General features: G+C 66.2%; 18 protein-coding genes. 4 read left to right on the top strand and 14 right to left on the bottom strand.

Annotation, left to right across the window (positions count from 1 at the left end; genetic code table 11):
• Positions 1 to 63: 63 nt before the first annotated feature.
• The 3 genes from U5A57_RS04730 to U5A57_RS04720 form a co-directional block, all read right to left on the bottom strand.
• A complete protein-coding gene (locus U5A57_RS04730) occupies positions 64 to 1,233 on the bottom strand; it encodes a tetratricopeptide repeat protein (protein ID WP_321908663.1) in 1,170 nt (389 codons plus the stop codon).
• 110 nt (positions 1,234 to 1,343) lie between these two features.
• The gene (locus tag U5A57_RS04725) at positions 1,344 to 2,024 is read right to left on the bottom strand and encodes a PspA/IM30 family protein (RefSeq protein ID WP_042265728.1); all 681 of its coding nucleotides are present in this window, start codon (positions 2,022 to 2,024) and stop codon (positions 1,344 to 1,346) included.
• Between the two features lie 398 nt (positions 2,025 to 2,422).
• Complete coding sequence (locus U5A57_RS04720) at positions 2,423 to 3,100, bottom strand: hypothetical protein (protein ID WP_321908661.1); 678 nt, start codon at positions 3,098 to 3,100, stop codon at positions 2,423 to 2,425.
• Positions 3,101 to 3,700: 600 nt separating this feature from the next.
• Between U5A57_RS04720 and U5A57_RS04715 the strand changes: the two genes are divergently transcribed.
• Entirely contained in the window at positions 3,701 to 6,241 is a 2,541-nt protein-coding gene (locus U5A57_RS04715; RefSeq protein WP_321908660.1) for a penicillin-binding protein 1A, read from the top strand.
• 272 nt (positions 6,242 to 6,513) lie between these two features.
• Here U5A57_RS04715 and U5A57_RS04710 read toward each other — a convergent pair whose 3' ends face one another.
• The 5 genes from U5A57_RS04710 to U5A57_RS04690 form a co-directional block, all read right to left on the bottom strand.
• Complete coding sequence (locus U5A57_RS04710; protein ID WP_321908658.1) at positions 6,514 to 6,936, bottom strand: hypothetical protein; 423 nt, start codon at positions 6,934 to 6,936, stop codon at positions 6,514 to 6,516.
• 238 nt (positions 6,937 to 7,174) lie between these two features.
• Positions 7,175 to 7,795 carry a 2-hydroxychromene-2-carboxylate isomerase gene (locus tag U5A57_RS04705; RefSeq protein ID WP_321908656.1) on the bottom strand — a complete coding sequence of 207 codons (621 nt, stop codon included), beginning with the start codon at positions 7,793 to 7,795 and terminating at the stop codon, positions 7,175 to 7,177.
• A gap of 86 nt (positions 7,796 to 7,881) precedes the next feature.
• Complete coding sequence (locus U5A57_RS04700) at positions 7,882 to 9,465, bottom strand: efflux transporter outer membrane subunit (RefSeq protein WP_321908655.1); 1,584 nt, start codon at positions 9,463 to 9,465, stop codon at positions 7,882 to 7,884.
• Positions 9,462 to 12,617: an efflux RND transporter permease subunit gene (locus U5A57_RS04695; RefSeq protein WP_321908653.1), complete on the bottom strand. Its 3,156-nt coding sequence runs from the start codon at positions 12,615 to 12,617 to the stop codon at positions 9,462 to 9,464. The genes U5A57_RS04700 and U5A57_RS04695 overlap by 4 nt, the downstream gene beginning before the upstream one ends.
• On the bottom strand, positions 12,614 to 13,750 hold the full coding sequence (locus tag U5A57_RS04690; RefSeq protein WP_321908651.1) for an efflux RND transporter periplasmic adaptor subunit: 1,137 nt from the start codon (positions 13,748 to 13,750) through the stop codon (positions 12,614 to 12,616). Before U5A57_RS04690 ends, U5A57_RS04695 begins: the two co-directional genes overlap by 4 nt.
• 264 nt (positions 13,751 to 14,014) lie before the next feature.
• Here U5A57_RS04690 and U5A57_RS04685 point away from each other — a divergent pair, with 264 nt between their 5' ends.
• Positions 14,015 to 14,632 carry a TetR/AcrR family transcriptional regulator gene (locus U5A57_RS04685; protein ID WP_321908648.1) on the top strand — a complete coding sequence of 206 codons (618 nt, stop codon included), beginning with the start codon at positions 14,015 to 14,017 and terminating at the stop codon, positions 14,630 to 14,632.
• A gap of 34 nt (positions 14,633 to 14,666) precedes the next feature.
• Here the strand turns inward: U5A57_RS04685 and U5A57_RS04680 are convergent, their stop codons facing one another.
• The 6 genes from U5A57_RS04680 to U5A57_RS04655 form a co-directional block, all read right to left on the bottom strand.
• Entirely contained in the window at positions 14,667 to 14,897 is a 231-nt protein-coding gene (locus U5A57_RS04680) for a DUF2795 domain-containing protein (protein ID WP_321908647.1), read from the bottom strand.
• Between the two features lie 219 nt (positions 14,898 to 15,116).
• Positions 15,117 to 15,389: a hypothetical protein gene (locus U5A57_RS04675; RefSeq protein ID WP_321908645.1), complete on the bottom strand. Its 273-nt coding sequence runs from the start codon at positions 15,387 to 15,389 to the stop codon at positions 15,117 to 15,119.
• A gap of 247 nt (positions 15,390 to 15,636) precedes the next feature.
• Complete coding sequence (locus tag U5A57_RS04670) at positions 15,637 to 16,995, bottom strand: C45 family peptidase (protein ID WP_321908644.1); 1,359 nt, start codon at positions 16,993 to 16,995, stop codon at positions 15,637 to 15,639.
• A gap of 162 nt (positions 16,996 to 17,157) precedes the next feature.
• A complete protein-coding gene (locus tag U5A57_RS04665; protein ID WP_321908642.1) occupies positions 17,158 to 18,903 on the bottom strand; it encodes a ClcB-like voltage-gated chloride channel protein in 1,746 nt (581 codons plus the stop codon).
• 148 nt (positions 18,904 to 19,051) lie between these two features.
• Positions 19,052 to 19,786 carry a glutathione S-transferase gene (locus U5A57_RS04660; protein ID WP_321908641.1) on the bottom strand — a complete coding sequence of 245 codons (735 nt, stop codon included), beginning with the start codon at positions 19,784 to 19,786 and terminating at the stop codon, positions 19,052 to 19,054.
• Between the two features lie 246 nt (positions 19,787 to 20,032).
• Positions 20,033 to 21,106: a YeiH family protein gene (locus tag U5A57_RS04655; protein ID WP_321908640.1), complete on the bottom strand. Its 1,074-nt coding sequence runs from the start codon at positions 21,104 to 21,106 to the stop codon at positions 20,033 to 20,035.
• Between the two features lie 145 nt (positions 21,107 to 21,251).
• On the opposite strand from U5A57_RS04655, the gene U5A57_RS04650 reads away from it, so the two are divergent.
• Entirely contained in the window at positions 21,252 to 22,172 is a 921-nt protein-coding gene (locus tag U5A57_RS04650; protein WP_321908639.1) for a LysR family transcriptional regulator, read from the top strand.
• 166 nt (positions 22,173 to 22,338) lie between these two features.
• Positions 22,339 to 23,145, top strand: coding sequence for a TIM barrel protein (locus U5A57_RS04645; protein ID WP_321908638.1), 807 nt, complete (start codon positions 22,339 to 22,341; stop codon positions 23,143 to 23,145).
• Positions 23,146 to 23,161: the final 16 nt, after the last annotated feature.

Genomic DNA, 23,161 nt, shown 5'->3' with positions numbered 1-23,161 from the left:
GATGCAAAACGGGCTCCGTGAAGGAGCCCGTCGTTTGCGTAAGCGGTGTGCGCTGGAGAAGCCTCAGGAGTTGTTCCAGTCGTCCGAGCTGTCGTTGCTGCCCATATCGACACCGCCGCCGCCCGAGCCGTCGTCCCAGTCGTTCGATCCCTGGCCGAAGTCGAGGCCGCCGCCATTGCCGCTGCCGTCGCGCTGAACACGGCGCCCATCCTCGTCGACGAACACGTCGCGCTCGATCACGCGGTCGCGGCCATGGTTCAGCGCTTCACCGAGCAGGACGCCCGTGAGCAGTCCGCCCATGCCGCCCATGCCACCGCCGCCTTGCTGCACGATCACCTGCGGCGGTTGCTGCGGCGGCGCCGGCGGATACTGCGGCTGACGCCCGAACGCGGCATCGGCTTCACGCGCGTAGCTCGAGTTGCTGCCGTACTCCGGCGCTGCGGGCTGCGCGTTCGGATCGGGACGGCCTTCGGCGCGCGCCTTGAGGCTCGCGAACTGGCGTTCGAGGTCCTCGATCTCGTACGGCGGCCGCGGATTCGCGCTGTTCGAGAGCGTTTCGACGAGGCTGCGCAACTGCGCTTCGAGTCCTTCGACTTCCTTCTCGAGCGCTTCGTGGCCCGGTGCCGTCGAGAGCTTCACGTCGAGCTTGAGCGAGCGCACGCCGTTAAGCAGTTCGGTGGCGCGCTTGAGCTGGTCGCGGCGGTCGTCGCCGGCCTTGGCGTCTTCGGTGGACTTCGCGCGGCGCAGTGTCCAGCGCAGCACGAGCGCAATGCCGACCAACAGAATGGCGATACCAATCCACATGCCCATACCAGGACCCTGCCTTTGCGGCGTGGGAGCCGCCGCTGCTTGCTGCGTGAACGGGTTGTTCGAACTGCTCTTCGTCACCGCGCCGGCGCGCGTGGCGTCGGAGCGGATCTTCGCTTCGACCTGCGCGAAACGCTGCGGCTGGGTGAAGCGGATTTGCGGATCGAGCGACTTCGCTTGCTGGACCTGCGTGAGCGCGTCGGCGTAACGGCCTTCGCGGTTGAGCACCTGCGCGTAGAGGTAGTGGGCACGCGCGTTGTCCGGATGCGCCTGCAGGACTTCGGTGAGGCCCGAGTCGGCGCGCTGCCAGTCGCCCTGGGACATCGCAGATTCGATCTGCTGCACGCTCGGCACGGCGAACGCCACGCCGCCCGTGAAGGCGAGCGATGCGACAGCGATGCTGGCAGCGGCAAGAAACTTTTTCATGTTGCTGGCCGGGCGGCTTGACGCCCGTCTCCATGGCATTCGATACGGGGATGCGGCGCTATGCCGGCAGCGCGGCCCATGCCGCGCCGCATCCAGCACGCTGGCGCGCTTTACTGCGCCGGCGTGTTCATCTGCTTCTTGAGTGCCTCGAGGCGCTCGTCTACCGACGGCCCCTTGTTGAGCGCCGCGAGCTTGTCGTCGAGCGCCTTGCCGCTCGACTGGTCGGACGAATTCAGCCGCGCGTCCGAGCGCGCGTTCGACAGCGCGACCTTCTCTTCCAGCTTCTGGAAGTCGCCATCGAGATTCTTGCCGCCGATGCCGCCCAGCGCCGTGGCTGCGACGTCCTTCGCCTGAGCGATCTGTTGCTTCGCTTGCAGGATGTTCGAGCGTGCGTTCAGGTCGTTGCGGCGCTGGCGCATGTCGTCGATCTGCTGCTTGAGTTGATCGACCGACGGTTCGAGCTTGGCCAGTTCGCCCGCGAGCGCGTCGCGCTCGGCTTCGGCGGTTTGCTGCGCGCCGAGTGCTTCGCGTGCGAGCGCTTCGTCGCCCGATTGCAGCGCGCGCTTTGCGCCGTCTTCGTACTTCTTCGCCTTGTCGGCGGCCACGTCGCGCTTGCTTTGCTGCGTCGCGACCTGCGCCTGGATCTCGACGAGCGAGTTCTCCGCGCGGGCGATGCTGTCGTCGAGCTCACGCACGATCTGGCGCGCGTCGCGCGACGGATCCTGCACCGAGTCAGCCGCGTCGTTGAGCAGGCCCTTGACGGTGCGGGAGATGGAGTCGAAAAGCGACATGAATTCCTCCAGTGAAATGAGATCGGCCATGATGAGCCGAGGTGCGTGCATGCGGGTTGGGCTCACGCGCCGGCCGGCTGGCGACGGCTGATCCATCTACCAGCTTACGCCGCTTTGCGCCTGGCGCACATGCACCGCGCAAATCGGGGCAAATGCGGCAATTGCAATAGCGTGACGGCGTTTTCTTGCACGCGTATGTTCGTCAGAACGAGGCCTGGCTGCGCGGCTGGGAGTACCGCTGGAGGCCGGGCGCCGCCATCGATCGCGGATATTACACCACGGCCTGTCTTAAAAGGGACTTAAAGGAACAGGCCGCGCACAGCCCTCGCACGAACGGGTAAGCAGGTGTCAAGCGCCAACTGTGACACAGGCGTATGGCTGCGCGAATGCGGCCCGTGTCAGGCGAATTTTCCGCCTTCGGGCGCGCCGTCGTCGCTGTGGGCTTCGTCGCCTGTGTTGCCCGCGTCGCTTGCGTTGCGCCGCGAACGTGCGAAGGGCGCCGAGCTTAGCGGTTGCAGCGGCTCGACGTCGAGCGAATGCGCGGCGGCTGCATCGAGCGCGGCGCTTTCGTCTGCGGCAGCCGCTTCGGCGCTGAGTCGAGCCACCGCCTGCGCGATTTCGCGTGCGGCATGGCTCACGTCTGGTTCGTCGGTGTGCGCGGCGGGCAGGGGAGCGTCTGACGCATGAGGCGCTGGCTCGTGGGCGGCGGCGCCGTGAAGGGGCGCAGTTGTCTCGCGATCCGCGTGCGCAGCATCTTGCTGCGCGTCCGGGTTCGCGCCGTTTGCACCGGTGGCCGCCGCCGCGCCATCGGATGGCCGGATCGCGCCTGCGCGGCCCGCGCGCAGCGGCTTCGCTGCCTTTTGCAGCACCTGGGCGAGCGCGTCGGGCTGACGCGGCGCGTTGAGCCGGTCGACAATGCTCGCGGCTTTCACCTGATCGCTCGTGGCGCTGAACGCAATCACGGCGCGGCGCATAAGCTCGCTAATACTGATGCCAAGCTCACCGGCGGTAGCGGAGATCGCGCGCTTTTGCGCGGGCGTGACGAAGACGACGATGCGTTCGCTAGGCTTGTTCATAATCGGCGGGCCGTTGGGTCGGCTTCGTATGACGTCCGTTTTCCTGCCTGCGCCACAGCGATTTGTAAGAATAAGTGCGGGCTTGCCCGGGCGCGAACAGGGGCGTGTAGCAGATCTTTCATCATAAGACGAGTGCGCCGATGCGCAATCGGAAGGTGCTCGGATGGGAACAACCCTGCCTGCAAGAATTTGCCGCTCTTTGTACAAATTTGTGTAATTTGTCGCCTGATATAAGGGCAGATAACGAAACTTTTCGCGCATAAAGGCGCGATCGGTGCAAGCGATCGCCTCGCTCGCAAAAAATCGGGCGGGAATCATTTCCCAAGAAACTCTTACAAAAAAAGCGCGACCCGCCGCCCGCGATTTCTTTAGAATGCGCTGTTACATTTCGCGAATGGCGCCTGAACGGGCGTGTATTCGCCTGTGGCGTGCCGTAGTGCGCGCCGCGCGGCCGGACGGGGGCGTTGCCGGTCGCGCCGCGTCGCCGGGTTTGAGCCGGCGACGTCGTATGCCGCATTGGCGCCATGACGCCGTGGTCGAGATCCATGCGTGCGAGTTGCGCGCAGCCGGCGCGCGCGAGACGCGCCCATCATTCCAGTCATGCCTATCATCAAACGACCGCCTTCACCGCAGTACCCGAACGAAGATCGGGAACCCTCCTTCAACAACGGGCGCCAGCCGCCTCGCCGTCCTGAATCGGGTGGCGGCTCAGGTGGCGGTTCCGGCGGCAACGGGCCGCGCGATGGCAGCCCGAAGCGGCGCTCCATTGGAACGACGCTCGCGCTCTGGTTCGTCGGCCTGATCGGTACGCTCTGCGTGGTGGGTGCGCTGCTCGTGGGTTACGGGCTCGTCGTGATGGAGCCGCAGCTGCCATCGCTCGACGCGCTCACCAACTATCAGCCCAAGGTGCCGCTGCGCATCTATACCGCCGATCACGTGCTGATCGGCGAGTTCGGCGAAGAGCGTCGTCAGCTCGTCCGCTTCCAGGATATTCCTGATATCCAGAAGAAGGCCGTGCTCGCGATCGAGGACTACCGGTTCTACGAGCACGGCGGTGTGGACTTCGTCGGCATCCTGCGCGCGGGCGTGGCGGACCTCATGCACGGTGGCGCCTCGCAAGGCGCGAGCACGATCACGATGCAGGTTGCGCGCAACTTCTTCCTTTCGAGCGAGAAGACCTACACGCGTAAGGTCTACGAGATGCTGCTCGCCTACAAGATCGAGCGCGCGCTCACCAAGGACCAGATTCTCGAGCTGTACATGAACCAGATTTATCTGGGTCAGCGCGCCTACGGTTTTTCGGCGGCGGCGCGCGTGTACTTCGGCAAGGACCTGAAGGACATTACGGTCGCCCAGGCCGCGATGCTCGCAGGTCTGCCGAAAGCACCTTCGGCGTATAACCCGATCGTCAATCCGCACCGCGCGAAGATTCGCCAGGAGTACATCCTCAAGCGCATGCTCGATCTCGGCTACATCACGCAGGCTCAATACGACGAAGCGATGAAGGAACCGCTGCAGACGAAGACCGCCGGCACCGAGTACAACGTGCACGCCGAATACGTCGCGGAAATGGTGCGTCAGATGATGTACGCGCAGTACAAGGACGAGACCTATACGCGCGGGCTCACCGTCACGACGACGATCGATTCCGCCGACCAGGACGCCGCCTACGCGGCCGTGCGCAAGGGTGTGATGGACTACGAGCGCCGCCATGGCTATCGCGGGCCGGAAGGTTTCGTGCAATTGCCTGCCGACGGCGACGACCGCGAGCAGGCAATCGAAGACGCGCTGACCGACCACCCGGACAACGGCGACCTCGTCTCGGCGGTCGTGATCGACGCGGGTCCGAAGTCGGTGACGGCACAACAACTCGACGGCACCTCGGTGACGGTGACGGGCGAGGGCCTGCGCTTCGTGGCGGCCGCGCTCTCGCCGCGCGCCTCGCAGGCGCTGCACATTCGCCCGGGCTCCATCGTGCGCCTGATGCAAGATGCGAAGGGCAACTGGCAGATCACGCAGTTGCCGCAGGTGGAAGGCGCACTCGTCTCGCTCACGCCGCAGGACGGCGCGATCCGCGCGCTGATCGGCGGCTTCGACTTCAACAAGAACAAGTTCAATCACATCACGCAGGCGTGGCGTCAGCCGGGCTCGAGCTTCAAGCCGTTCATCTACTCGGCTTCGCTCGAAAAGGGCCTTGGACCGGCGACGATCATCAATGACGCGCCGCTCTATTTCCCGCCCAGCACGCCGGGCGGCGACGCATGGGAGCCGAAGGACGACGACCAGCCCGAAGGCCCGATGACGATGCGGCTCGCGCTGCAGAAGTCGAAGAACCTCGTGTCGATCCGCATCCTTTCGTACATCGGCACGAAGTACGCGCAGGACTACGTGACGCAGCGCTTCGGCTTCGACGCGGACAAGACCCCGCCGTACCTGCCGATGGCGCTCGGCGCGGGCCTCGTCACGCCGCTGCAGTCGGCGGGCGCGTACAGCGTGTTCGCGAACGGCGGCTATCGCATCAACCCGTATCTGATCGCCGAAGTCGACGATGCGCACGGCCAGCCGATCCTGCGCGCGCAGCCGCTCGTGGCGGGTCAGAATGCGCCGCAAACGCTCTCGCCGCGCAACGCGTTCGTGATGAACAGCCTGCTGCATTCGGTGGCGACGGCGGGTACGGGTGCGGGCACCAACGTGCTCCATCGCAACGACCTGCAAGGCAAGACCGGTACGACCAACGACGCCAAGGACGGCTGGTTCGCGGGGTATCAGCGCACGCTCGTTGCCGTGGCGTGGATGGGCTACGATCAGCCGAAGAGCCTCGGCAGCCGCGAATTCGGCGCGCAGCTCGCGTTGCCGATCTGGGTGGAATACATGCAGCGCGCGCTGCGCGGCGTGCCGCAGGAAGAGCCGGCGATGCCCGAGGGCCTCACGACGATCAATGATGAACTGTTCTTCTCGGACATGACGCCGGGTAACGGCTTCGTCGCGAGCATCGGTCTGGACTCGGCGAACCCGGCGGGGGCGGCGAGCGATGCGAGCGGGGCGACCGGCAGCATGGGCCCTGGCGGGATGACGCCTCCGAGCGTCACCACGACGGAAAAGAAGCAAATCATGGATCTGTTCGAAACGAACAAACCTTGATTCGGGTTTAGTGAGGTATGCAGGATAAACACGGCGCGTCGGCAACGACGCGCCGTGTTTTGTTTGATGAACGGAATTTCCTTGTGGGCCAAGGAGTTGGCTGAGCTTTCCAGGGCTTTTCCACAGGGCTGCCAACAAAAACTGTGGGTAACTTCCGCGCTGACTTTTCCACAGTTTTTGTTGAAGCCCCTGTTCATAACCCTGGGATATCGAAGCTAACTGCCTGACGCCAAAGGCATTGTGCGCAGGCGAGCCGCATGAGGCATTGCGCGTCAAAACACATTGTCGTAACGCAGTCCGAAGGTTTGGCTGTGCGAACCGCGCGAATACGTGAGGGCCCAGTGTGCGAGCCACGCACCCGTGAGGGCGCCGAGCGTATCGGCAAACAGGTCCTTAAAGGAGAAGCCGTTGGTCCGGCAGGTCCCGTCGAGCGTTTCCTTCAGGAGTCCCGGGACCGTGCCGATCAGCGTGCCATACACGACCGGGTGGTCCGTGTCGCGCGTGAGCCAGCCTCCGAGCGCGCCGAACGGCGCGGACACCGCGAAGTGCTCGAGCTTGTCGGTGCCGGTCCAGCTATCGTCGGTCTGGAAGCGGAAGCCGCCGCGCGAGCCTTCGCAGTCGAGGCCAGCATGGGCAGCGGCGCTGGAGATAATTAATACTGCGAAGCAAATGCTACGCTTCACTTGATGTCCCATGGTCGTGATCTCCCCGGTTGTCGTGCGTCGCTTCTTTCTCACTGCTCATGCCGATCGAAAGAAGAAACGACTCCCTCTCCGATGAGGGTGTCTCTACATATGTAGGAATGCGAATAGTTATGTGGAGATAAAGTCAGGAAAACCTGACTCACGTTACGGCGCAGTGTAACAGTTCTATCCCGAAAATAAGGGTCAGAAAATCCTGACAGAGCAACGACGGAGGACGCAGGGAAGAGGGCTACACGCTGTCCTGATTCTGCGTCGCACAGAGCGCCGCTTCGATAGCGTCTTCCAGCCGGTCGTTACCCCAGAACATGTCCTTGCCGACGAAAAACGTCGGCGCGCCGAAGATGCCCAGGTCGCGCGCCGCCTGGGTCCGCTCACGCAGCCGCTGCCGGTTCGCATCGCTGCCGGCTTCCTCGATGAGCGGCTGCGCCGGGAGCCCCAACGCGGTGAGCATGTGTGCGACCGCTTCGGGCGAATCGACCTCACGGTCGTCGCCGTAGTTGCGCGTCATGACGGCGCGGCACCAGCCGGGCAGCCACGGTTCGTCGGCGGCGAGCACGGCGACGCGCGTGGCGAGCACGGTGCGGCGGGGAAACTCGGTGGGCTGTTGCCACGGCAGCGCGTATTTGCGGCACTGCCGACGCATGTCCTGCCACACATACGCGCCTTTTTCCTTCTGCACGACGAAGGGCGGGCCTTCCCAGCCGAGCGCGTCGAGAATGGGGCCGAGCAGGAAGGGGCGCCAGCGCACCGCTACGCCCGCCCGCCCGGCGAGCGCTTCGATGCGCATCACGCTCAAATAGCTGTAGTTGCTGGCCAGGTCGAACCAGAAGTCGAGCGAAGGGCTGGGCATGATGTCGTCTCCGTGATGCGGTTGCGCCGTCGCAAACGGCGCGCTGCCGATCATGGTATCGCGAGACACGCGGAAAAACGCGGGTGTTACTTGTCCTGCGCGGCAGCGCCAACGTTCGCAGCCGGCGCTGTCGCCGCTGTGCTCGCGGCGTGCTCGCTGCCGAGCGTCGCCGGATTCACCGGCGGATTGCCCATTGCCTGGAAGAGCGCGGCCGTATCGGAAAGCCGCGTGCCGCGATAGCGGATTTCGTCGAGCCGCGCGTTACGCCATTGCTGCTCGCTTTGGCGCACCGCGTACCACGGCACGGCACCCAGCTTGTAGCGCGCGTTGGTGTCCTCATAAACGCCCTGGGCCGTGCGCGCCGACGTGCTCGCCGCGTCGAGGGCCTGGGCGTCGTGCTCGAGCGCGGCGAGACGGTCGGCGACATCCTGGAACGCCGTCAGTACCGTTTGCTTGTACGTGTCGTTGGCCGCCTCGTACGACTGCAACGCCGCGCGCCGTTGTGCGAGGAGCGCACCGCCATGAAAGATCGGCTGCGAAAGCGAAGCGCCGATTGCCCATAGCGCGCCCGCGCCAGACGTGACGACGGGCCAACTGAAGCCGCCCTGGCCGAGCGCCGCCGAAAGGGTGATGCTCGGGTACATCTGCGCGGTCGCGGCGCCGACACCGGCTGCGGCAGCCTTGAGCGTGGCTTCGGCGGCTTCGATGTCAGGACGGGTTCTCAGGAGTTCTGAAGGGATGACCACGGGCACCCGCGCAGGCAAGGTCAGGCTGGAGAGATCGAGGTCTGGCGGCGCCTGGTCGGGTGTGCGGCCGATCAGCACGGCCAACGCATGGCGCTGCGCGACCCATTGCTGGCGCAGCCCCGGCAGACTCGCCGCGAGCGACGCCGCGCTTTGCTGCGCGCTTAATAGATCGGTGTGCGAAGCGGAGCCGAGCGCGTAACGCTTTTGCACGTCGTCGGCCTGCGCGTTGGCGAGCGCAATCAGTTGTTCGGTCGTGTCGATCTGCGCATGCAGCGTCGCCGCGCCGAGCGCGCTCGCCACGATGTTCGCGGCAAGCGCGCGCTGCGCAGCCTCGAACTGGAACGCCTGCACGTTCACGCGCGAGGCGAGCGCCGCGTTGTTCAGGCGGGTCGCGCCGAACACGTCGAAGGTATAGCGAACGTCGATCAGGCCCGCGAAAATCCCGTACTGCAACTGGTCGATGCCGAACTGCGGGATCGCGGGCTGCTGCTGGCGTTGCGCGATGCCGATGGCGTCGACGGTCGGCAGGAGCGAGCTGCCGATCTGGCCGCGCAATTGCTCGCGGGCCGCTTGCAGGTTGTGGTCAGCGGCGGCGAGATTCGGGCTGTGGGCAAGACCCTCGTTCACGAGCGCGTCGAGCGCGTCGGAGCCGTAGAGCGTCCACCATTGCGGCACCGGTTGCGCGCCCGTGACGAACTGCTGGGCGACGCCCTGGGCGGCGACGGTCTGCGCCCGTTGCGCCTCGGTGCCGTAGTGCTCGGGCTGAGGCATGGCCGGCGGCTCGCCGGTCGGCCCCATCGCGCAGCCTGCGAGCGCGAGCGCGACGCATGCGGCGAGCGATCGCAGCGCAAGCACGGAACCTGTTGCCTGCGAGCGCGCCGTGTTGCGCGCGCCCGACGCCGAAGTCAAAGAAGCCTTCTTCATGATGCCTGTTCCGGCGCGCTGCCGGTCTCGTCAGTCTCGCTGCTGCGCACGCGGAACGCGGCCGCGTAAGCCGCGGGCAGGAAGAACAGCGTAAGCACGGTCGCAATCGTGATGCCGCCCATCAGCGCCGTGGCCATCGGCCCGAAGAAGTTCGAGCGCAACAGCGGAATGAGCGCGAGCACGGCGGCCGCGGCGGTCAGCATGATCGGCCGGAAGCGGCGCACCGTTGCGCCCACCACGGCGTCGAAGCGTTTGTGTCCGGCGCGAATGTCCGTCTCGATCTGATCGACGAGAATCACCGAGTTGCGCATGATGATCCCGAACATGGCGATCACGCCGAGCATGGCCACGAAGCCGAACGGCTGCCGGAACACGAGCAGGGCGATCACCACGCCGATCAGACCGAGCGGTGCGGTCAGCACGACCATCAGCACGCGCGAGAGGCTTTGCAGCTGGATCATCAGCAGCGTGAGCACGGCAATGGCGAGCACCGGCAACTGCGCGAAGATCGACGCCTGGCCCTTCGCGCTTTCCTCGACGGAGCCGCCCACCTCGATGTGGTAGCCGGGTGGCAGCGCCGTTTTGACCGACTCCAGCTGCCGGTCGAGCGCATGCGTGACATCGATGCCTTGCGCGCCCGCGCGCACATCCGACTGCACGGTGATGGTGGGCTGCCGGTCGCGCGACCAGATCACGCCGTACTCCAGATCGTTGGCGAGATGCCCGAGCGCGCCGAGCGGCACCGGGCCGTTGGGCGTGGGCATGGCAAGCGTGAGGAGGCGCGCGGGGTCGACGCGTTCGGCGGCGGGCGAGCGCAGATCGACGCTGATGAGCTTGTCGCGCTCGCGATACTGCGTCACGGTGTAGCCCGAGTAGGTCATCTGCAGGAAGTTGGCGATGTCCTGCGACGAGACATTGAGCGCGCGCGCCTTTTGCTGGTCGATCTGGAAGTGCAGCGAGCGGCCCGCGGGCTCGTCCCAGTCGAAATTCACGTTGTCGGTGCGCGGATCGGCGCGCAGCGTCGCCGCCACCTTGTTGGCGATGTCGCGCACCGTCGGGATATCGTCACCGCTCACGCGGAACTGCACGGGGTAGCCGACGGGCGGCCCGTTTTCGAGGCGCGAGAGGCGGGTGCGGATAGCCGGGAACTGCTCGCGCAGCATCGGTTCGAGCCAGCTTGCGAGCTTCTCGCGGTCTTCGACCGACTTCGTCGTGATCACGAACTGCGCAAAATTGGGCTGCTGCAACTGCTGGTCGAGCGGCAGATAAAACCGCGGCGCGCCGGTGCCGACGAAGTCGATGAAATGGTCGATCTCGGGGCGGCCCTTGAGCGCCGCTTCGAGGCGCTTCGTTTGCCGCAGCGTCGCATCGATCGAGGCGCTTTCCGGCAGGCGCACGTCCACGAGCAGCTCGGGGCGGTCGGAACTCGGAAAGAACTGTTGCGGCACGAGCTTGAAGCACGCGAGCGCGGCCACGAAAAGCGCGATGGTCAGGACGAGCACGATCGCATGGCGCTCGATGCACCAGCCGATCCAGCCGCGCAGGCGCCGATAGAAACGCGTGTCGTAGATCTCGTGCTCGTGGTCATCGCCATGGGCGGCATTCGGCGCGTTCGGGTCGGGCTTGCGCTCCGGCAACAGCCGGTAGCCGAGCAGCGGAATCAGCACCACGGCCGCGAACCATGAGGCGATCAGCGCGATGGCGGACACCTGGAAGATCGAGCGCGTGTACTCGCCGGTGCTCGACCTCGCGAGCACGATGGGCAAAAAGCCCGCAACGGTGACGAGCGTGCCGGTGAGCATCGGGAACGCCGTGCTGGTGTACGCGAACGCGGCGGCGCGCGTGCGGTTCCAGCCCTGCGCGAGTTTCACGGCCATCATCTCGACGGAAATGATGGCGTCGTCCACGAGCAGACCGAGCGCGAGCACGAGCGTGCCGAGCGAGACTTTGTGCAGGCCGATGCCGAAGAGGTACATCGCGAGCGAGGTGACGGCGAGCACGATCGGAATGGTGATCACGACCACCATGCCCGTGCGCACGCCGAGCGAGACGAGGCTCACGAGCAGCACGATGCCCACGGCTTCGGCCACGGCTTCGACGAAGTCGTCCACCGAGCGCGAGACGGCATCGGGCATGCTCGAGACTTCGACGAGCTTCAGGCCCGCGGGAAGTTGCGCGCGCAACTGCTCGACGCGCGCATCGAGCGCCTTGCCGAGGCGAATGACGTCGCCGCCTGGCTGCATCGTGAGGCCGATGCCGAGCACGGCCTGGTTCTGAAAGCGCATCTGCGTGGCGAGCGGCTCGTCGTAGCCGCGCCGGATCGTCGCGATGTCGCCCAGGCGAAAGGTGCGGTCGTTCACGCGAATCAGCGTATCGGCAATCGCGCCCAGATCCTCGTACTGGCCGCTCGGGCGCACGAACACACGGTCGTCGGCGGTCGTGAGCGTGCCCGCCGACGAGACGCTGTTCTGCGCGCCGATCACCTGTCCGAGCTGCGTGGGCGAGATGCCGAGCCGCGTCAATTGCGTGTTCGGAATCTCGATGTAGATGCGCTGCTGGGGATCGCCGAAATAATCGACCTTGCCCACATCGGGCACGCGCAGCAGTTGCTCGCGCAATTTGTCTGCGTAGTCGTGCAGTTGCGCGGGCGAGAAGCCGTCGCCTTCCAGCGCGTAGATGTTGGTGTAGACGTCGCCGAACTCGTCGTTGAAGAACGGTCCTTGCACGCCCTGCGGCAGCGTGTAGGCAATGTCGCCCACCTTCTTGCGCACCTGGTACCACGTCTCGCGCACTTCGCTCACGGGCGCGGAGTCCTTCATCGTGAAGAACACGAGCGATTCGCCTGGGCGCGAGTAGCTGCGCAGGAAGTCGATATAAGGCGTTTCCTGCAGCTTGCGGCCGATGCGCGTCGTCACCTGGTCCTCGACCTGGCGCGCGGTGGCGCCTGGCCAGAAGGTCTGGATCACCATCACGCGGAACGTGAAGGGCGGATCTTCCGACTGCGCGAGCCGCGTATAGGCGAGCGCGCCGAAGATCGTTGCCAGTGCAACGAGAAAAGTCACGAGCGCCCGATGCCGAAGCGCCCACGCTGAAAGGTTGAAGCGGCCCTCTTCGTGATCGGCGCCTGGACCCGAGCCTGTCTCCTGGCTCATGACGCGAAGTCCTCGGGATGCAGCGGCGCGACCGGGCGCACCTGTTCGCCTGCGTGGACCGTGTGCACGCCTTGCAGCACGATGCGCTCGCCGTCGTGCAGCCCGCCCGTCACGCTGATGGTGCGCGCGTCGTAGCGCGCGACGCTCACGCGCCGCAGCTGCAGCACGTTGTCGGGCGCGTGGACGACCCAGATCGCAGGCGCTTCGCCGTCGTGAAAGAGTGCCGTGGCCGGCACCGTGAACACCGCGCTCGCGCTGGCCTCGCTCGGGGCCGCGAACGCCACGTTGGCGGTCATGCCCAGACGCACGTCGGCGTCGGCGTGTTCGAGCGTGAGCTTCGCGCGCCACGTGCGGCTTTGCGGGTCCGCCGCGGCGGCGAGTTCGCGCAGGCGGGCCGTGTAGTGGCGGCCGGGCAGGGCGCCGAGCGTGACCTGCGCGGTGTCGCCGGTATGCAGCGCGGCCACGGCGCGCTCGGGCAGGTCGCACACCACGTCGATGTCGCCCGTCCACGCGAGCTGGTAGACGGCCTGGCCGGCCTGCACGTTCTGGCCGGTATCGGCGTTTTCGGCGGTGATGACGCCGGCGTGGTCCGCGACGATCTGCGTGTAGCGCAACTGGTTCTTTGCCAGTGCGAGCTGCTGCTGCGCCTGGTCGCGCTGGGCCGCGGCCGATGCGTAGGCATCCTGCGTCTGTTCGAGTTGCGCGCGGGCGATGAGGTTGGCCGCCGATTGGGCCGTGTCGCGATCGAGCTGTTGCTTCGCGAAGACGAGGCGATGCTGCGCAGCGTCGAACTGTGCCTGCGCGCTTGCCGCGTTTTTCTCGAAGTCAGCGGGATCGAGTTGCGCAAGCGTCTGGCCGGGTTTGACGCTGTCGCCAAGCCGCACGCTACGCTCGATGATCTTGCCGTTCACGCGAAACGAGAGCGGCGTGGCGTTGCGCGCCTCGATCTCGCCGGGGTAGACGGGGCTCACGCCGCCGCCGTCGGGGTGCACGACCATTGAGACGGCCGGGCGCGGCTGCGGCGCCGCCTCGTTTTGCTTGCCACACGCAGCCAGCGCGGCAACGCCGAGCACGAAAAGCACGCGTGCGCCATGCCGCCACAGCGCACTGAATTTACCGGTACCACTGCGCATCCTGCTCGATGCGCCACGACCGCGACGATTCACTTGGACCTCGCTTGGACCACGACATGCCTTGTACGCACGCAAACCCCAAAACCACCTGGCCGGTTGCGCCGCCGTTGAGTCGCGGGCGCGGCGCGGCTCGCGCCCCGACCCGGACTTGGGATGATGAGTCGGATTCTAATACAACCTTGTATCCGAGTGCGAAACTGAATCCGAGGAATGTTTCAGTGCTAGACTCGCGTCAATCCACGACACATCACGATGCCCCCAGCCATGAAGCGCATTCGACTCACCCGCGAGCAGAGCCGCGATCAGACGCGCGAGCGCTTGCTCGACGCCGCGCAGGCCACGTTCATGAAAAAAGGGTTCGTAGGCGCGAGCGTCGAGGACATTGCGCACGCGGCGGGATACACGCGCGGCGCGTTTTACTCGAACTTTTCGGGCAAGTCGGACCTGCTTGTGGAATTGCTGCGGCGCGATCACGAAGCCATGCAGACCGACTTGCGCGCCATCTTCGAGACCGAGCTCTCGCGTGAGCAGATGGAGGCGCGCGTGCTCGCCTATTACAGCCGCATGCCCCAGGACAACAAAGTTTTCCTGCTGTGGGTGGAAGCCAAGTTGCTGGCCGCGCGCGACGCACGCTTTCGCACGCGCTTTAACGCTTTCATGAAGGAGAAGCGCGAGAGTCTGGCCGTCTATATCGAGGAATTTGCGGCGCGCGTGGGTACGCCGGTGCCGCTCGATCCCGAGCTGCTCGCGGTTGGCCTGATCGGGCTGTGCGACGGGGTGCAGTTTCTCGCCACGGCCGATCCGCAGCATGTCACGCCGCCGGTCGTCGAAACCGTGTTGGGGACCTTTTTCGCGCGAGTCGTCTTCGGCCGAAGCGCGTGAGCCCGGCGCGCACGAAGCCCGCGACGCGCGCGATTCAGGCGCCGAGGCCAGGGCCGTAGTTGCTGCCGATCAGCCGCGTAACGGACGCGACGTCCTGATAATCCTGCTCGGGCATGCCGTCGAGGATGGCCAGCACCTCGTTGCTCGCGCCGGCCTCGCGCGCGGCGTTCACGAGTTCGTCCTTGTTGGCGGGCCAGCGCACTTCGCGCAGTACGTCGGCGAATTGCAGATCGATGGGTTCGTCGGGAATGCGAGAGGCAGGCATGCGTGGCGTCCTTTGCGCGGGGGGCCGGCGTGGGCGGTCCGCGTCGTCGTCTCGTTCGTTATGCGGAATTTGTTCAGATGATGTCCGCTTCGGGTTTGCGTTGCAGCGGGCAACGCTAGCGCGGCGCCTCAAGCATACACAATCGGCCTCGCACGCCTTCGCAGCGTGCGCAGGCGCTGCTCACTCGCCGCATGTTCGCAACCGGGGGGCCGGTCGGGCTCAGGTCTGCTCGTGCAGGTCCGGGCTAAGTGTTTTGTCGAGGCGGTGCGATTTGGGCAGCGTGAGGTATTCCCAGTGTTGCGGGCCGTTCACGATCACTGGCACGTTGGGAGCGGGCGGCGCCACGGGGGCGTCGTAGGCGTGGGACTGTCCATTTGCGAGCGGGATGTGCGCGCTGGCCTGGGCGACCGGTGATTCCTGCGCAGTGCGTACCGGAGCGGCGAAGCAAGACGCCGACAACAGCACGGTGGTCATCAGTGTCGAGGTTTTCATCGCTCGACCTCCTTTCTCATGCGGCCCATCGGTCGCAGCAAGCGCCGTACCGCGTCCGCCATGTGTGGTGGCGGGGCAGGCGGCCGCGCCAGCCGGGGCGGCCAGGCGCGCCGCTACGCGAAGGGCACAACGAGTCGATCAACGGCTCATGTGCGCGAGGCGCATACGGAAATACCATAATGGCAGGAAATGCACCGGCGCGTCTCGAACGCGTGTGCTTTTTTGTGGGCGATGGCGTTACGCGGGATTAAAGCGAGGGTCGACGCAGCGCCTCGAAGCGCGTCCAGGGCCATGAGGGACGGTCGCGCATATAGCCGTTGAGCCAGTTCCACTGCGGGTGGCGCTGCATGAACGCCTGGGCGTCGAACGGGCGGCCGCACGGGTGACCCCAACGCGCCCAGAACGACAGATCGCGCGCCATTTCGCCGTCGACCACCTTGCCGTCGTTCGCGCCCCATGGGTTGAACGGCCCGTGGTCCGCGCCGCCGAAGCGCGCATCGTCGAGTTCGAGGTGCCCGCAGATCGTGCGAGAGCAGGGGTTGTCGCTGCGCTCGAGATAGACGTCGTGATGGTCGGCGATCATCGCCTTGGCGAGTTCGGCGTCGATCGCGCCGTGGTGCTCCTGGGCGAGCTGCATGAAGCGCAGGCGGCGCGCGCCGTTGTGGCGCACGTCGGTGTAGTCGTCGGCCTCGCCGGTGCACTCCTGGTTGCGGATCCTGAGGTCGGTGGCCGCGTTGAAGCCGCTGTAGAAGCCGTCTTTCGTGCTCTCGAAACCCGCGTGCTGCAGGCCCAGTTCGTAGCGCGCGATTTCGCCGGTCTTGGTGTCGCCGAGGAGCCAGCTGTTCACATAGCCTGCGTTGTTCGCCTGCGCGAACATCTCGCACCATTGCGCAATGCTCGACGCATACTGCGTCGCCCGGCGCGAGCGATAGAACTCGGGGGCGCCGTTCGCGCGATAGCCGACGAAGTTCGAGATGGTCGTCTCCGTCACCATGAGGCCCGCGCCGTTGATCCAGAAGTCGGTGAGGCTCGAGATGCAGCCGGGCAAGCCCTGCATGAGGATGCGGTGCCCCGAGTCGGGCACGATGTCGAACACGATATTGAAGGCGTCGCCGGCCGCGTAGCGGTCCCACGAGTTGTGCGCCATGACGATACGGCCGTCGCGCGTCGCGCTGCCCGTGGCAATGAAGGCGCTGCAGTGGTGGCCGCGCCGCCCGCGCCACGGGCGCACCGCCGGTTGCCCCTGGGGCGCTTGCTGCGCCGCAGCATGAACCGGCCACCAGCTCTGCAGCAGGTCCATGTAGCCATTCCAGGCGAGCACTTCGGCGAACTTGAGGCCCGCGCCGTCGGCGATGCCCTGGATTTCGTCGGCGAACTCGGTGTCGAGGCGCGGCGTGAACTGCGCAATCGCGGCGTTGATGAAGGTGTCGAAGTCCTCGCCCGTGTCCCATTTCGCGAGGTAGCGCGCGGTGTGGATCGCGTTGCGGATTTCGTTGGCGAGCAATTTGCCGTGCTGCTCGCCCCGGTCGTATGGCTCGCCCTGCAAGTGCACGAATATCCAGCCCGCGTGGTCGCGGCGTACGGCTTCGAGTGAGGGTTCGCTCATCTTCGCTCCGGTGATCCCCGCGTCGATTCTCGCGGCCTTGCGCACGCGCGTCGGTGCGCGGGCGCACAGCACGGGCCGCGTAGCGCCTGCTTTCTGAAACTGCCCTCTGAATTCTAGAAAATCCGCCGCGCTTTGCCACACGCGACACGCCACGCGCGAGACTTAGCGCTCGGCGTTCATGCGCTGATAGGCGTCGAGAAGCGAGGTCTTGTACACCACGCCCGCGAGCGTCGGCTCACGCGTGCTTTCGACCACGGGCAGGCGCTCGCCCTGGAACGACATGAAGTGCTGCAGGCCAACGGCGAGCGGCATGTCGGGCGTGAGCACGTCGAACGTCGGCTTCAGGTAGTCGCGGGCGTGCTTGTTCGAGGTGTCGCGATTTTGCAGCAGATCCGAAGTGATATCGGCCAGCGCGACTGCGCCGAGAAAGCGCCCCGTTTCGTCCGTCACGTAGAGGTACTTCACCGGATATTCGAGGAACACGCGCGTCATTTCCTGCACCGTGGCGCTCTCCAGCACGACAGTCTGCGCGGGGCGCACCAGCTCGCGCATCTGCGTCATGCGCAGGCGCATGCGTTCGGCTTCCTCGCGGTTGCGATGCAGCGTGATTTCGTACATCGACGCCTTGCCGATCGCGCGCGCGACGAAGTACGCGACCACGCACGAAAGCATGAGCGGCAGCACCACCTGGTAGCTCAGCGTCATTTCGAAGATCATCAGGATCGCCATGAGCGGCGCCTGGGTCGCGCCCGCGAGGAACGCGCCCATGCCGACCATCGCGTAGGCGTACGAGGCGGACGTGCCGTCGGGCCAGAGCGCGTGCATGCCCTGGCCGAACAGGCAGCCGAGCACGGCGCCCATGAACAGCGTTGGCGTGAACACGCCGCCCACCGCGCCGGAGCCGACCGTCGCGGCCGTCGCGATGAGCTTGAAAACGAGCACCGTGGCGAGCGCGGTCCAGGTCCACGGCGAATGCAGGATGGAGTTCACGACGCTATAGCCGTTGCCCCACACCTCGGGCGTCCAGACGGAAAGGATACCGACCACGAGGCCGCCGAGCGCGAGCCTCACGGGCAGCGGCGCGTTGAGCCGGCCGAAGCCCTTTTTCGCGGTATCCATCATCATGAGGAACTGCGGCGCGAGCGCGCCGCACAAGAGGCCGAGCGCCACGAACAGCAGCACCTCGACGCCCGTTACCGCCGGAAACACCGGCATTTCATACGGCGGCTTGTAGCCCGCGAACTCACGCATCGTGATGTTGGCGACCACGGAGGAGACGACGATCGGCCCAAAGCTCTCCATGACGATGGAGCCGAGCACGATCTCGGTCACGAAGAACGCGCCCGCGATAGGCGCGTTGTACGCCGAGGTGATACCGGCCGCCGCGCCGCACGCGACGAGCAGGCGCAGGCGCGACGGATCGAAGTGCACCCAGCGGCCGATCAGCGAGGCGGCGAGGGCGGCGAGTTGCACCATCGGGCCCTCGCGGCCGATCGAGCCGCCGCTCGCGATCGTGAAGAGCGACGAGAGACTGCGCCAGATGCTCGTGCCGATGGGCATGACGCCGTCGCCGATCGCCACCGCCTCGATGTAGTCGGCGTGGATCGCCTTGCTGCCGTTGCTCGGTGCCTTGCGCCGCGCGAGCAGCAGCAGGCAGCCCGCGATAAAGCCGCCGACGGTTGGCATCCAGATGCGCCGGTGCCACGGCAGATGGCGCGCCATCTCGACGAGGCTGCCTTCGCTGCCCGTGAAAAACAATTGCACGTGCGCGATGCCTTCGCGAAAGATCACGGTCGCAAACGCGCCCGCAACGCCCACGATGACCGACCAGATCAGCATCGTGTGGGCGTCGGACAGGCGAAAGAGATCGCGGGCGCGAGTGCGCAGTTTCAGCAGGAATGACAGCACGGCGAGCGGGTCGGGTTACGGGTGAAAGAAAGCCGCGCGTGCGCAGAGCGCGACGTGCGGCAGGAAGCATAACGGGTGCGCGGCGGCAACTGTGCGCCGCGTGCGCGAAACAGGGCGGCTGCGGTCACGTCCCTCGGCGCGCGCGCAATCAGCGCACGGCCCGGTCGAGTTCGGGGTAGTGCCGGAAGATGCCCGTTTCGTTGAACGGCAACCGCCGCTCCGAGGCAAGATAGGCGGCGATATTCGGTCGCTTCGCGACGGCGTCGTGCAGCGCGACGACATGCGGATAGTGATCCGCGAAATGCTTCGTCGCTTTTGGAAACGCGTAGCGCAGGCCCTCGACGATCTGAAACATCGAAAGATCGACATAGGTGAGCGCGGTGCCCACCATGTGGCGCGGGCCGTCCGGATTCTGCGCGAGCACGCGCTCGAAATAGCGCATGAATTTCGGAATGCGATGCGCGATGAAATCCGCCGAGCGCGCCTTCGCGGCGTCCTTCTGGTCCTCGTAGTAAAGCGCGCTCGCGATGGGGTGATGCGTGTCGTGCGCCTCGGTCACGAGGTCCGCGATCGTGAGCTGCAGGCCGTTCGCGACGATGCGCAGGCCTTCGTCGCGCGGCGCGAGCTTGAGCTTCGGGCCGAGATAGAAAAGGATGTTGGCGGTTTGCGACACGATGAGGTCGCCGTCCTTGAGGAAGGGCGGCGCGAATGGCGGATACGGCTGCGCGCTTTCCAGCTCGCTCATCATCGCGCCGATGCCGAGGCCTTCTTTCTTCTCGCCGCGCGCGACATCCACGTAGGGCGCTTGCGCTTCTTCCAGCGCGAGCCGCACGAATTCGCCCCGGCCCTGCAAGCCGTCCCAGTAATAGAGCTCGTATGCCATCGGTCGTCCCCTTGCTTTCAGTGCCGTGCTCGCCACGGCCCGCGCGGCGGCTGCCCACGCAACGGGCAGCAACGCACAGTATCGCTCGCAACCGTCGCGCCTGGTTCGCGCGTGGCGCGCACTCGCGAGATGGCGCAAAACGGCCGCGCGCAGAAACGCAAAAAGCCCCGCTGTAAGCGGGGCCGGTGGCCGGGCGCGCCGGCACACAGGGGAACGGGGCGGGGCGCGCGGCCCCTGGGCGCCGGATCATCCGAACAGGCGCTCCACGCCCCAGGTGATCGCAAGACCGCCGCCAACCAGCCACAAGTAGATGATGAAACCGGCTGTCAACGCCCGCGGGCCGGCCTGGCGGATTTGCGAGACACGTGTCTCGATGCCGAGCGCCGTCATCGCCATGGTCAGCGCGAAGGTGTCGAGCGTGTTGACCGCATGGGTGGCCGTTTCGGGCAGTACGTGAAGCGAATTCACGATCACGAGCGCGAGGAAGCCGAGCGCGAACCAGGGCACCGCGAGCTTGCGTGCGCCGCTGTGGCTGGCATGGCCGTCGGCCAGCGCCTTGCTGCGCGCCGCACGGTTCAACCACACGCCGAGCACGAGCAGCACGGGTACGAGCAGCATCACGCGCGTCATCTTGACGATGGTGGCGATATGCGTGGCCTCCGGGCTCACGTTGCTCGCCGCGCCCACCACCTGGGCGACTTCGTGAATCGTGCCGCCGAAGAAAAGCCCGGCGCCGAGCGTGTCCAGATGCAGCCAGCCTGCCTTGTAGATCACCGGGTAGAGGAACATCGAAAGCGTGCCGAACAGCACGACGCTGCCCACTGCCATGGCGCTCTTGTGCGGCTTCGACTGCAGCGTGGATTCGAACGCGAGCACGGCGGCCGCGCCGCAGATCGCGCTGCCGGCCGCCGTGAGAATGGCGGTGTCGCGGTCGAGCTTGAGCAGCTTCATGCCGACCCAGGTGCCGATCACCAGCGTGCTCACGACGATCACGACCGACTCGACGAGCCCCGGCACACCGACCTGGGCGATCTCCTGCAGGCTCACGCGCAGCCCGAAGAACGCAACGGCAATGCGCAGCAGTTTGCGCGCGGAGAAGTTCACGCCGGCGGCCCAGCTTTCGGGCATGCCGTCGCGCAGCGCATTGCCGTAGATTGCGCCCGCGACGATGCCGACGATCAGCGGGCTCATGCCGAGCCCGGCGATGGCGGGCAGCGAAGCGATGCTGGTGACGGCCGCCGCGAACAGCGCGACGAACAGCACGCCGTTGAGCTGCCCGCGGGTGGACGGCAACGCGTGCGCAAGACTGGGAGTAGACATGACGGCCTCTCTACCGGATGCACCGGTCGAAAAATGGGGTAGCGAACAGGTCGCTATCGAATGGCCTAATCCTAAGTTAGATATATCGATATGAAAAATCGTGATTTGTGAAGTAATATATAGGACAACACGATGGTTTTCCACGATGACCCCGGAACAACTGATAACTTTCGCGGCAGTCGCCGAGCATCTCAACATCAGCCGAGCTGCGCTGGCGCTGCATTTGTCGCAGCCGGCCGTTTCGGGCCAGCTGCGGCTGCTGCAGGAGGAGATTGGCGAGCCGCTTTATCAGCGCGACGGCCGGGGCGTACGCCTCACGCCTACGGGCGAGCAACTCGCGGGCTACGCGGCCCGCTTGCGCGACACCTGGCGCGACGCACTGACCTACCGCGACGCGTTGCGCGGGCTCGAGCGCGGCACGCTGCGCATCGGCGCGACCACCACGCCCGCGAGCTACCGGCTGCCGTATCTGGTGGCGCAATTTCATGGGCGCTATCCGCAGGTCAAGCTCGAAACGTCGAGCGGGAATACGACAGACGTCGTGGGCATGCTCGGGGCAGTCGACATCGCGCTGATCGAAGGGCCGGTGGGCGAGCAGTTGCCGCCGGATACGGCCGTGCATCCGTGGCTCGAGGACGAAATCGTCGCCATCGTGCCGCGCGCTCACGCGCTGGCGTCGCAGTCCGACACGCAAGGGGAGTCGGCCGCGCCGATGCCGGCCATTACGGTGGAAACGCTCGCGCAGTGGCCGCTCGTTTTGCGCGAGGATGGCTCGGGCGTGCGCCAGGTGGTCGAACGGGCGTTCGCGCGCGCGGGCGTGCCCATGCGCGTGGCGCTCGAGATCGCGGGCGTGGAGGGCGTGAAGGAAGCGGTGCGGGCGGGCATGGGCATCGGCTTCGTTTCGGCCATGTCGATGCGCCACGAGAACGGCGCGCTGCGGCAGATCAGCCTCGGCCCCGAACCGCTTGCGCGGCGCTTCTCGATTCTGGTGCCGCACGCGGGCGCGGCTTCGCGCGTCGCACAGCGCTTTCTGGAACTGTGTCTCGCGGACGTTCCCGGCGCGTAATTCACCAGACACACCCGACCCAGGGCAATCCAGAATGGCGGCCTGAGCGGCTAGCGCGCACTATCCGCCCTAATCAACCGGCGCGCACGCGCTTTTTTTCGGGCTGGATTTGGAACCGGTTCCAAGAAAAGCGAAATGCGCGGTGGCAGGCAACAGGAAGAAGGCAATGGCGGAAGTAGCAATCGTGGCGAGCGCGTTCGGCGCGCAGGCAATCAGGCGTGACGGGCATGCGGCGTGGAGCCGGCCGGCGCGGCGCGCAGGCGCTCAGGCGTTCGAGGTGCGGCGCGAACTGATGCACGATGCCGACGTGCAGCCCGATGCGCTGCGCGCGCTCGGAACTGCACTTGCGAACGAAGGTTTGTGGCGCGTTTGGTCCACGCCGGACGCACTCTATGGCGACGATGGCGCGCTCGACGAGGCCGCGCTTTCCTCCGCGCTCGCAGCGGGCCGTGCGCTTGGCGCACGCTTCGTGAAGCTGCAGCTCGGCGGTTTCGCGGGCGAGGCTTGCGCGGCGCGCCTCGCGAGTCTGCTCGAAGAATTGGGGGCGTGCACTGGCGGAACTGACGACCGGGCGCAAGCGGGCCACGGTCCTCGCGTCGTCGTCGAGAACGGTCAGCTCGAGCAGGGCGGCAAGCTCGACCAGTTCATCGGCCTTTTCAACGCGTTGCGCGACGGCGGTGCACCGGGCGTGATCGGCATGACCTTCGACATCGGCAACTGGCAATGGCCGGGCGAGCCGCCTCTGCTTGCCGCCGCCGCGCTCGCGCCGTACGTCGAATACATCCATTGCAAGGCCGTGGTGGGCGAGGGCGCACGCCGCTTCGCCGCGGCGCCGGGCGACGACGACGCGGTGTGCCGCGCCGCGCTCGCATTGCTGCCGACACACGTGCCACGCGGCATCGAGTTTCCGTTCGATCCGGCTCGCGTGGAAGACGACGCCGCGCATTACGTCGAATGGCTCGCAGCCGCTTGAGCACACGCAGCCGGGC

Origin of the sequence: Paraburkholderia sp. J11-2 (assembly GCF_905220185.1) — a bacterium.
GTDB lineage: Bacteria > Pseudomonadota > Gammaproteobacteria > Burkholderiales > Burkholderiaceae > Paraburkholderia.
This window is presented reverse-complemented; position numbering and strand designations above follow the sequence as displayed.

Excerpts from the sequence above, each read along its gene's own strand:
- U5A57_RS04710 (WP_321908658.1), bottom strand. The coding sequence starts at position 6,936 with ATGGGACATCAAGTGAAGCGTAGCATTTGCTTCGCAGTATTAATTATC.
- U5A57_RS04695 (WP_321908653.1), bottom strand. The coding sequence starts at position 12,617 with ATGAGCCAGGAGACAGGCTCGGGTCCAGGCGCCGATCACGAAGAGGGC.
- U5A57_RS04720 (WP_321908661.1), bottom strand. The coding sequence starts at position 3,100 with ATGAACAAGCCTAGCGAACGCATCGTCGTCTTCGTCACGCCCGCGCAA.
- U5A57_RS04655 (WP_321908640.1), bottom strand. The coding sequence starts at position 21,106 with ATGTCTACTCCCAGTCTTGCGCACGCGTTGCCGTCCACCCGCGGGCAG.
- U5A57_RS04675 (WP_321908645.1), bottom strand. The coding sequence starts at position 15,389 with ATGAAAACCTCGACACTGATGACCACCGTGCTGTTGTCGGCGTCTTGC.
- U5A57_RS04700 (WP_321908655.1), bottom strand. The coding sequence starts at position 9,465 with ATGAAGAAGGCTTCTTTGACTTCGGCGTCGGGCGCGCGCAACACGGCG.
- U5A57_RS04715 (WP_321908660.1), top strand. The coding sequence starts at position 3,701 with ATGCCTATCATCAAACGACCGCCTTCACCGCAGTACCCGAACGAAGAT.
- U5A57_RS04725 (WP_042265728.1), bottom strand. The coding sequence starts at position 2,024 with ATGTCGCTTTTCGACTCCATCTCCCGCACCGTCAAGGGCCTGCTCAAC.
- U5A57_RS04705 (WP_321908656.1), bottom strand. The coding sequence starts at position 7,795 with ATGCCCAGCCCTTCGCTCGACTTCTGGTTCGACCTGGCCAGCAACTAC.
- U5A57_RS04690 (WP_321908651.1), bottom strand. The coding sequence starts at position 13,750 with ATGCGCAGTGGTACCGGTAAATTCAGTGCGCTGTGGCGGCATGGCGCA.
- U5A57_RS04670 (WP_321908644.1), bottom strand. The coding sequence starts at position 16,995 with ATGAGCGAACCCTCACTCGAAGCCGTACGCCGCGACCACGCGGGCTGG.
- U5A57_RS04645 (WP_321908638.1), top strand. The coding sequence starts at position 22,339 with ATGGCGGAAGTAGCAATCGTGGCGAGCGCGTTCGGCGCGCAGGCAATC.
- U5A57_RS04685 (WP_321908648.1), top strand. The coding sequence starts at position 14,015 with ATGAAGCGCATTCGACTCACCCGCGAGCAGAGCCGCGATCAGACGCGC.
- U5A57_RS04660 (WP_321908641.1), bottom strand. The coding sequence starts at position 19,786 with ATGGCATACGAGCTCTATTACTGGGACGGCTTGCAGGGCCGGGGCGAA.
- U5A57_RS04650 (WP_321908639.1), top strand. The coding sequence starts at position 21,252 with ATGACCCCGGAACAACTGATAACTTTCGCGGCAGTCGCCGAGCATCTC.
- U5A57_RS04730 (WP_321908663.1), bottom strand. The coding sequence starts at position 1,233 with ATGAAAAAGTTTCTTGCCGCTGCCAGCATCGCTGTCGCATCGCTCGCC.
- U5A57_RS04680 (WP_321908647.1), bottom strand. The coding sequence starts at position 14,897 with ATGCCTGCCTCTCGCATTCCCGACGAACCCATCGATCTGCAATTCGCC.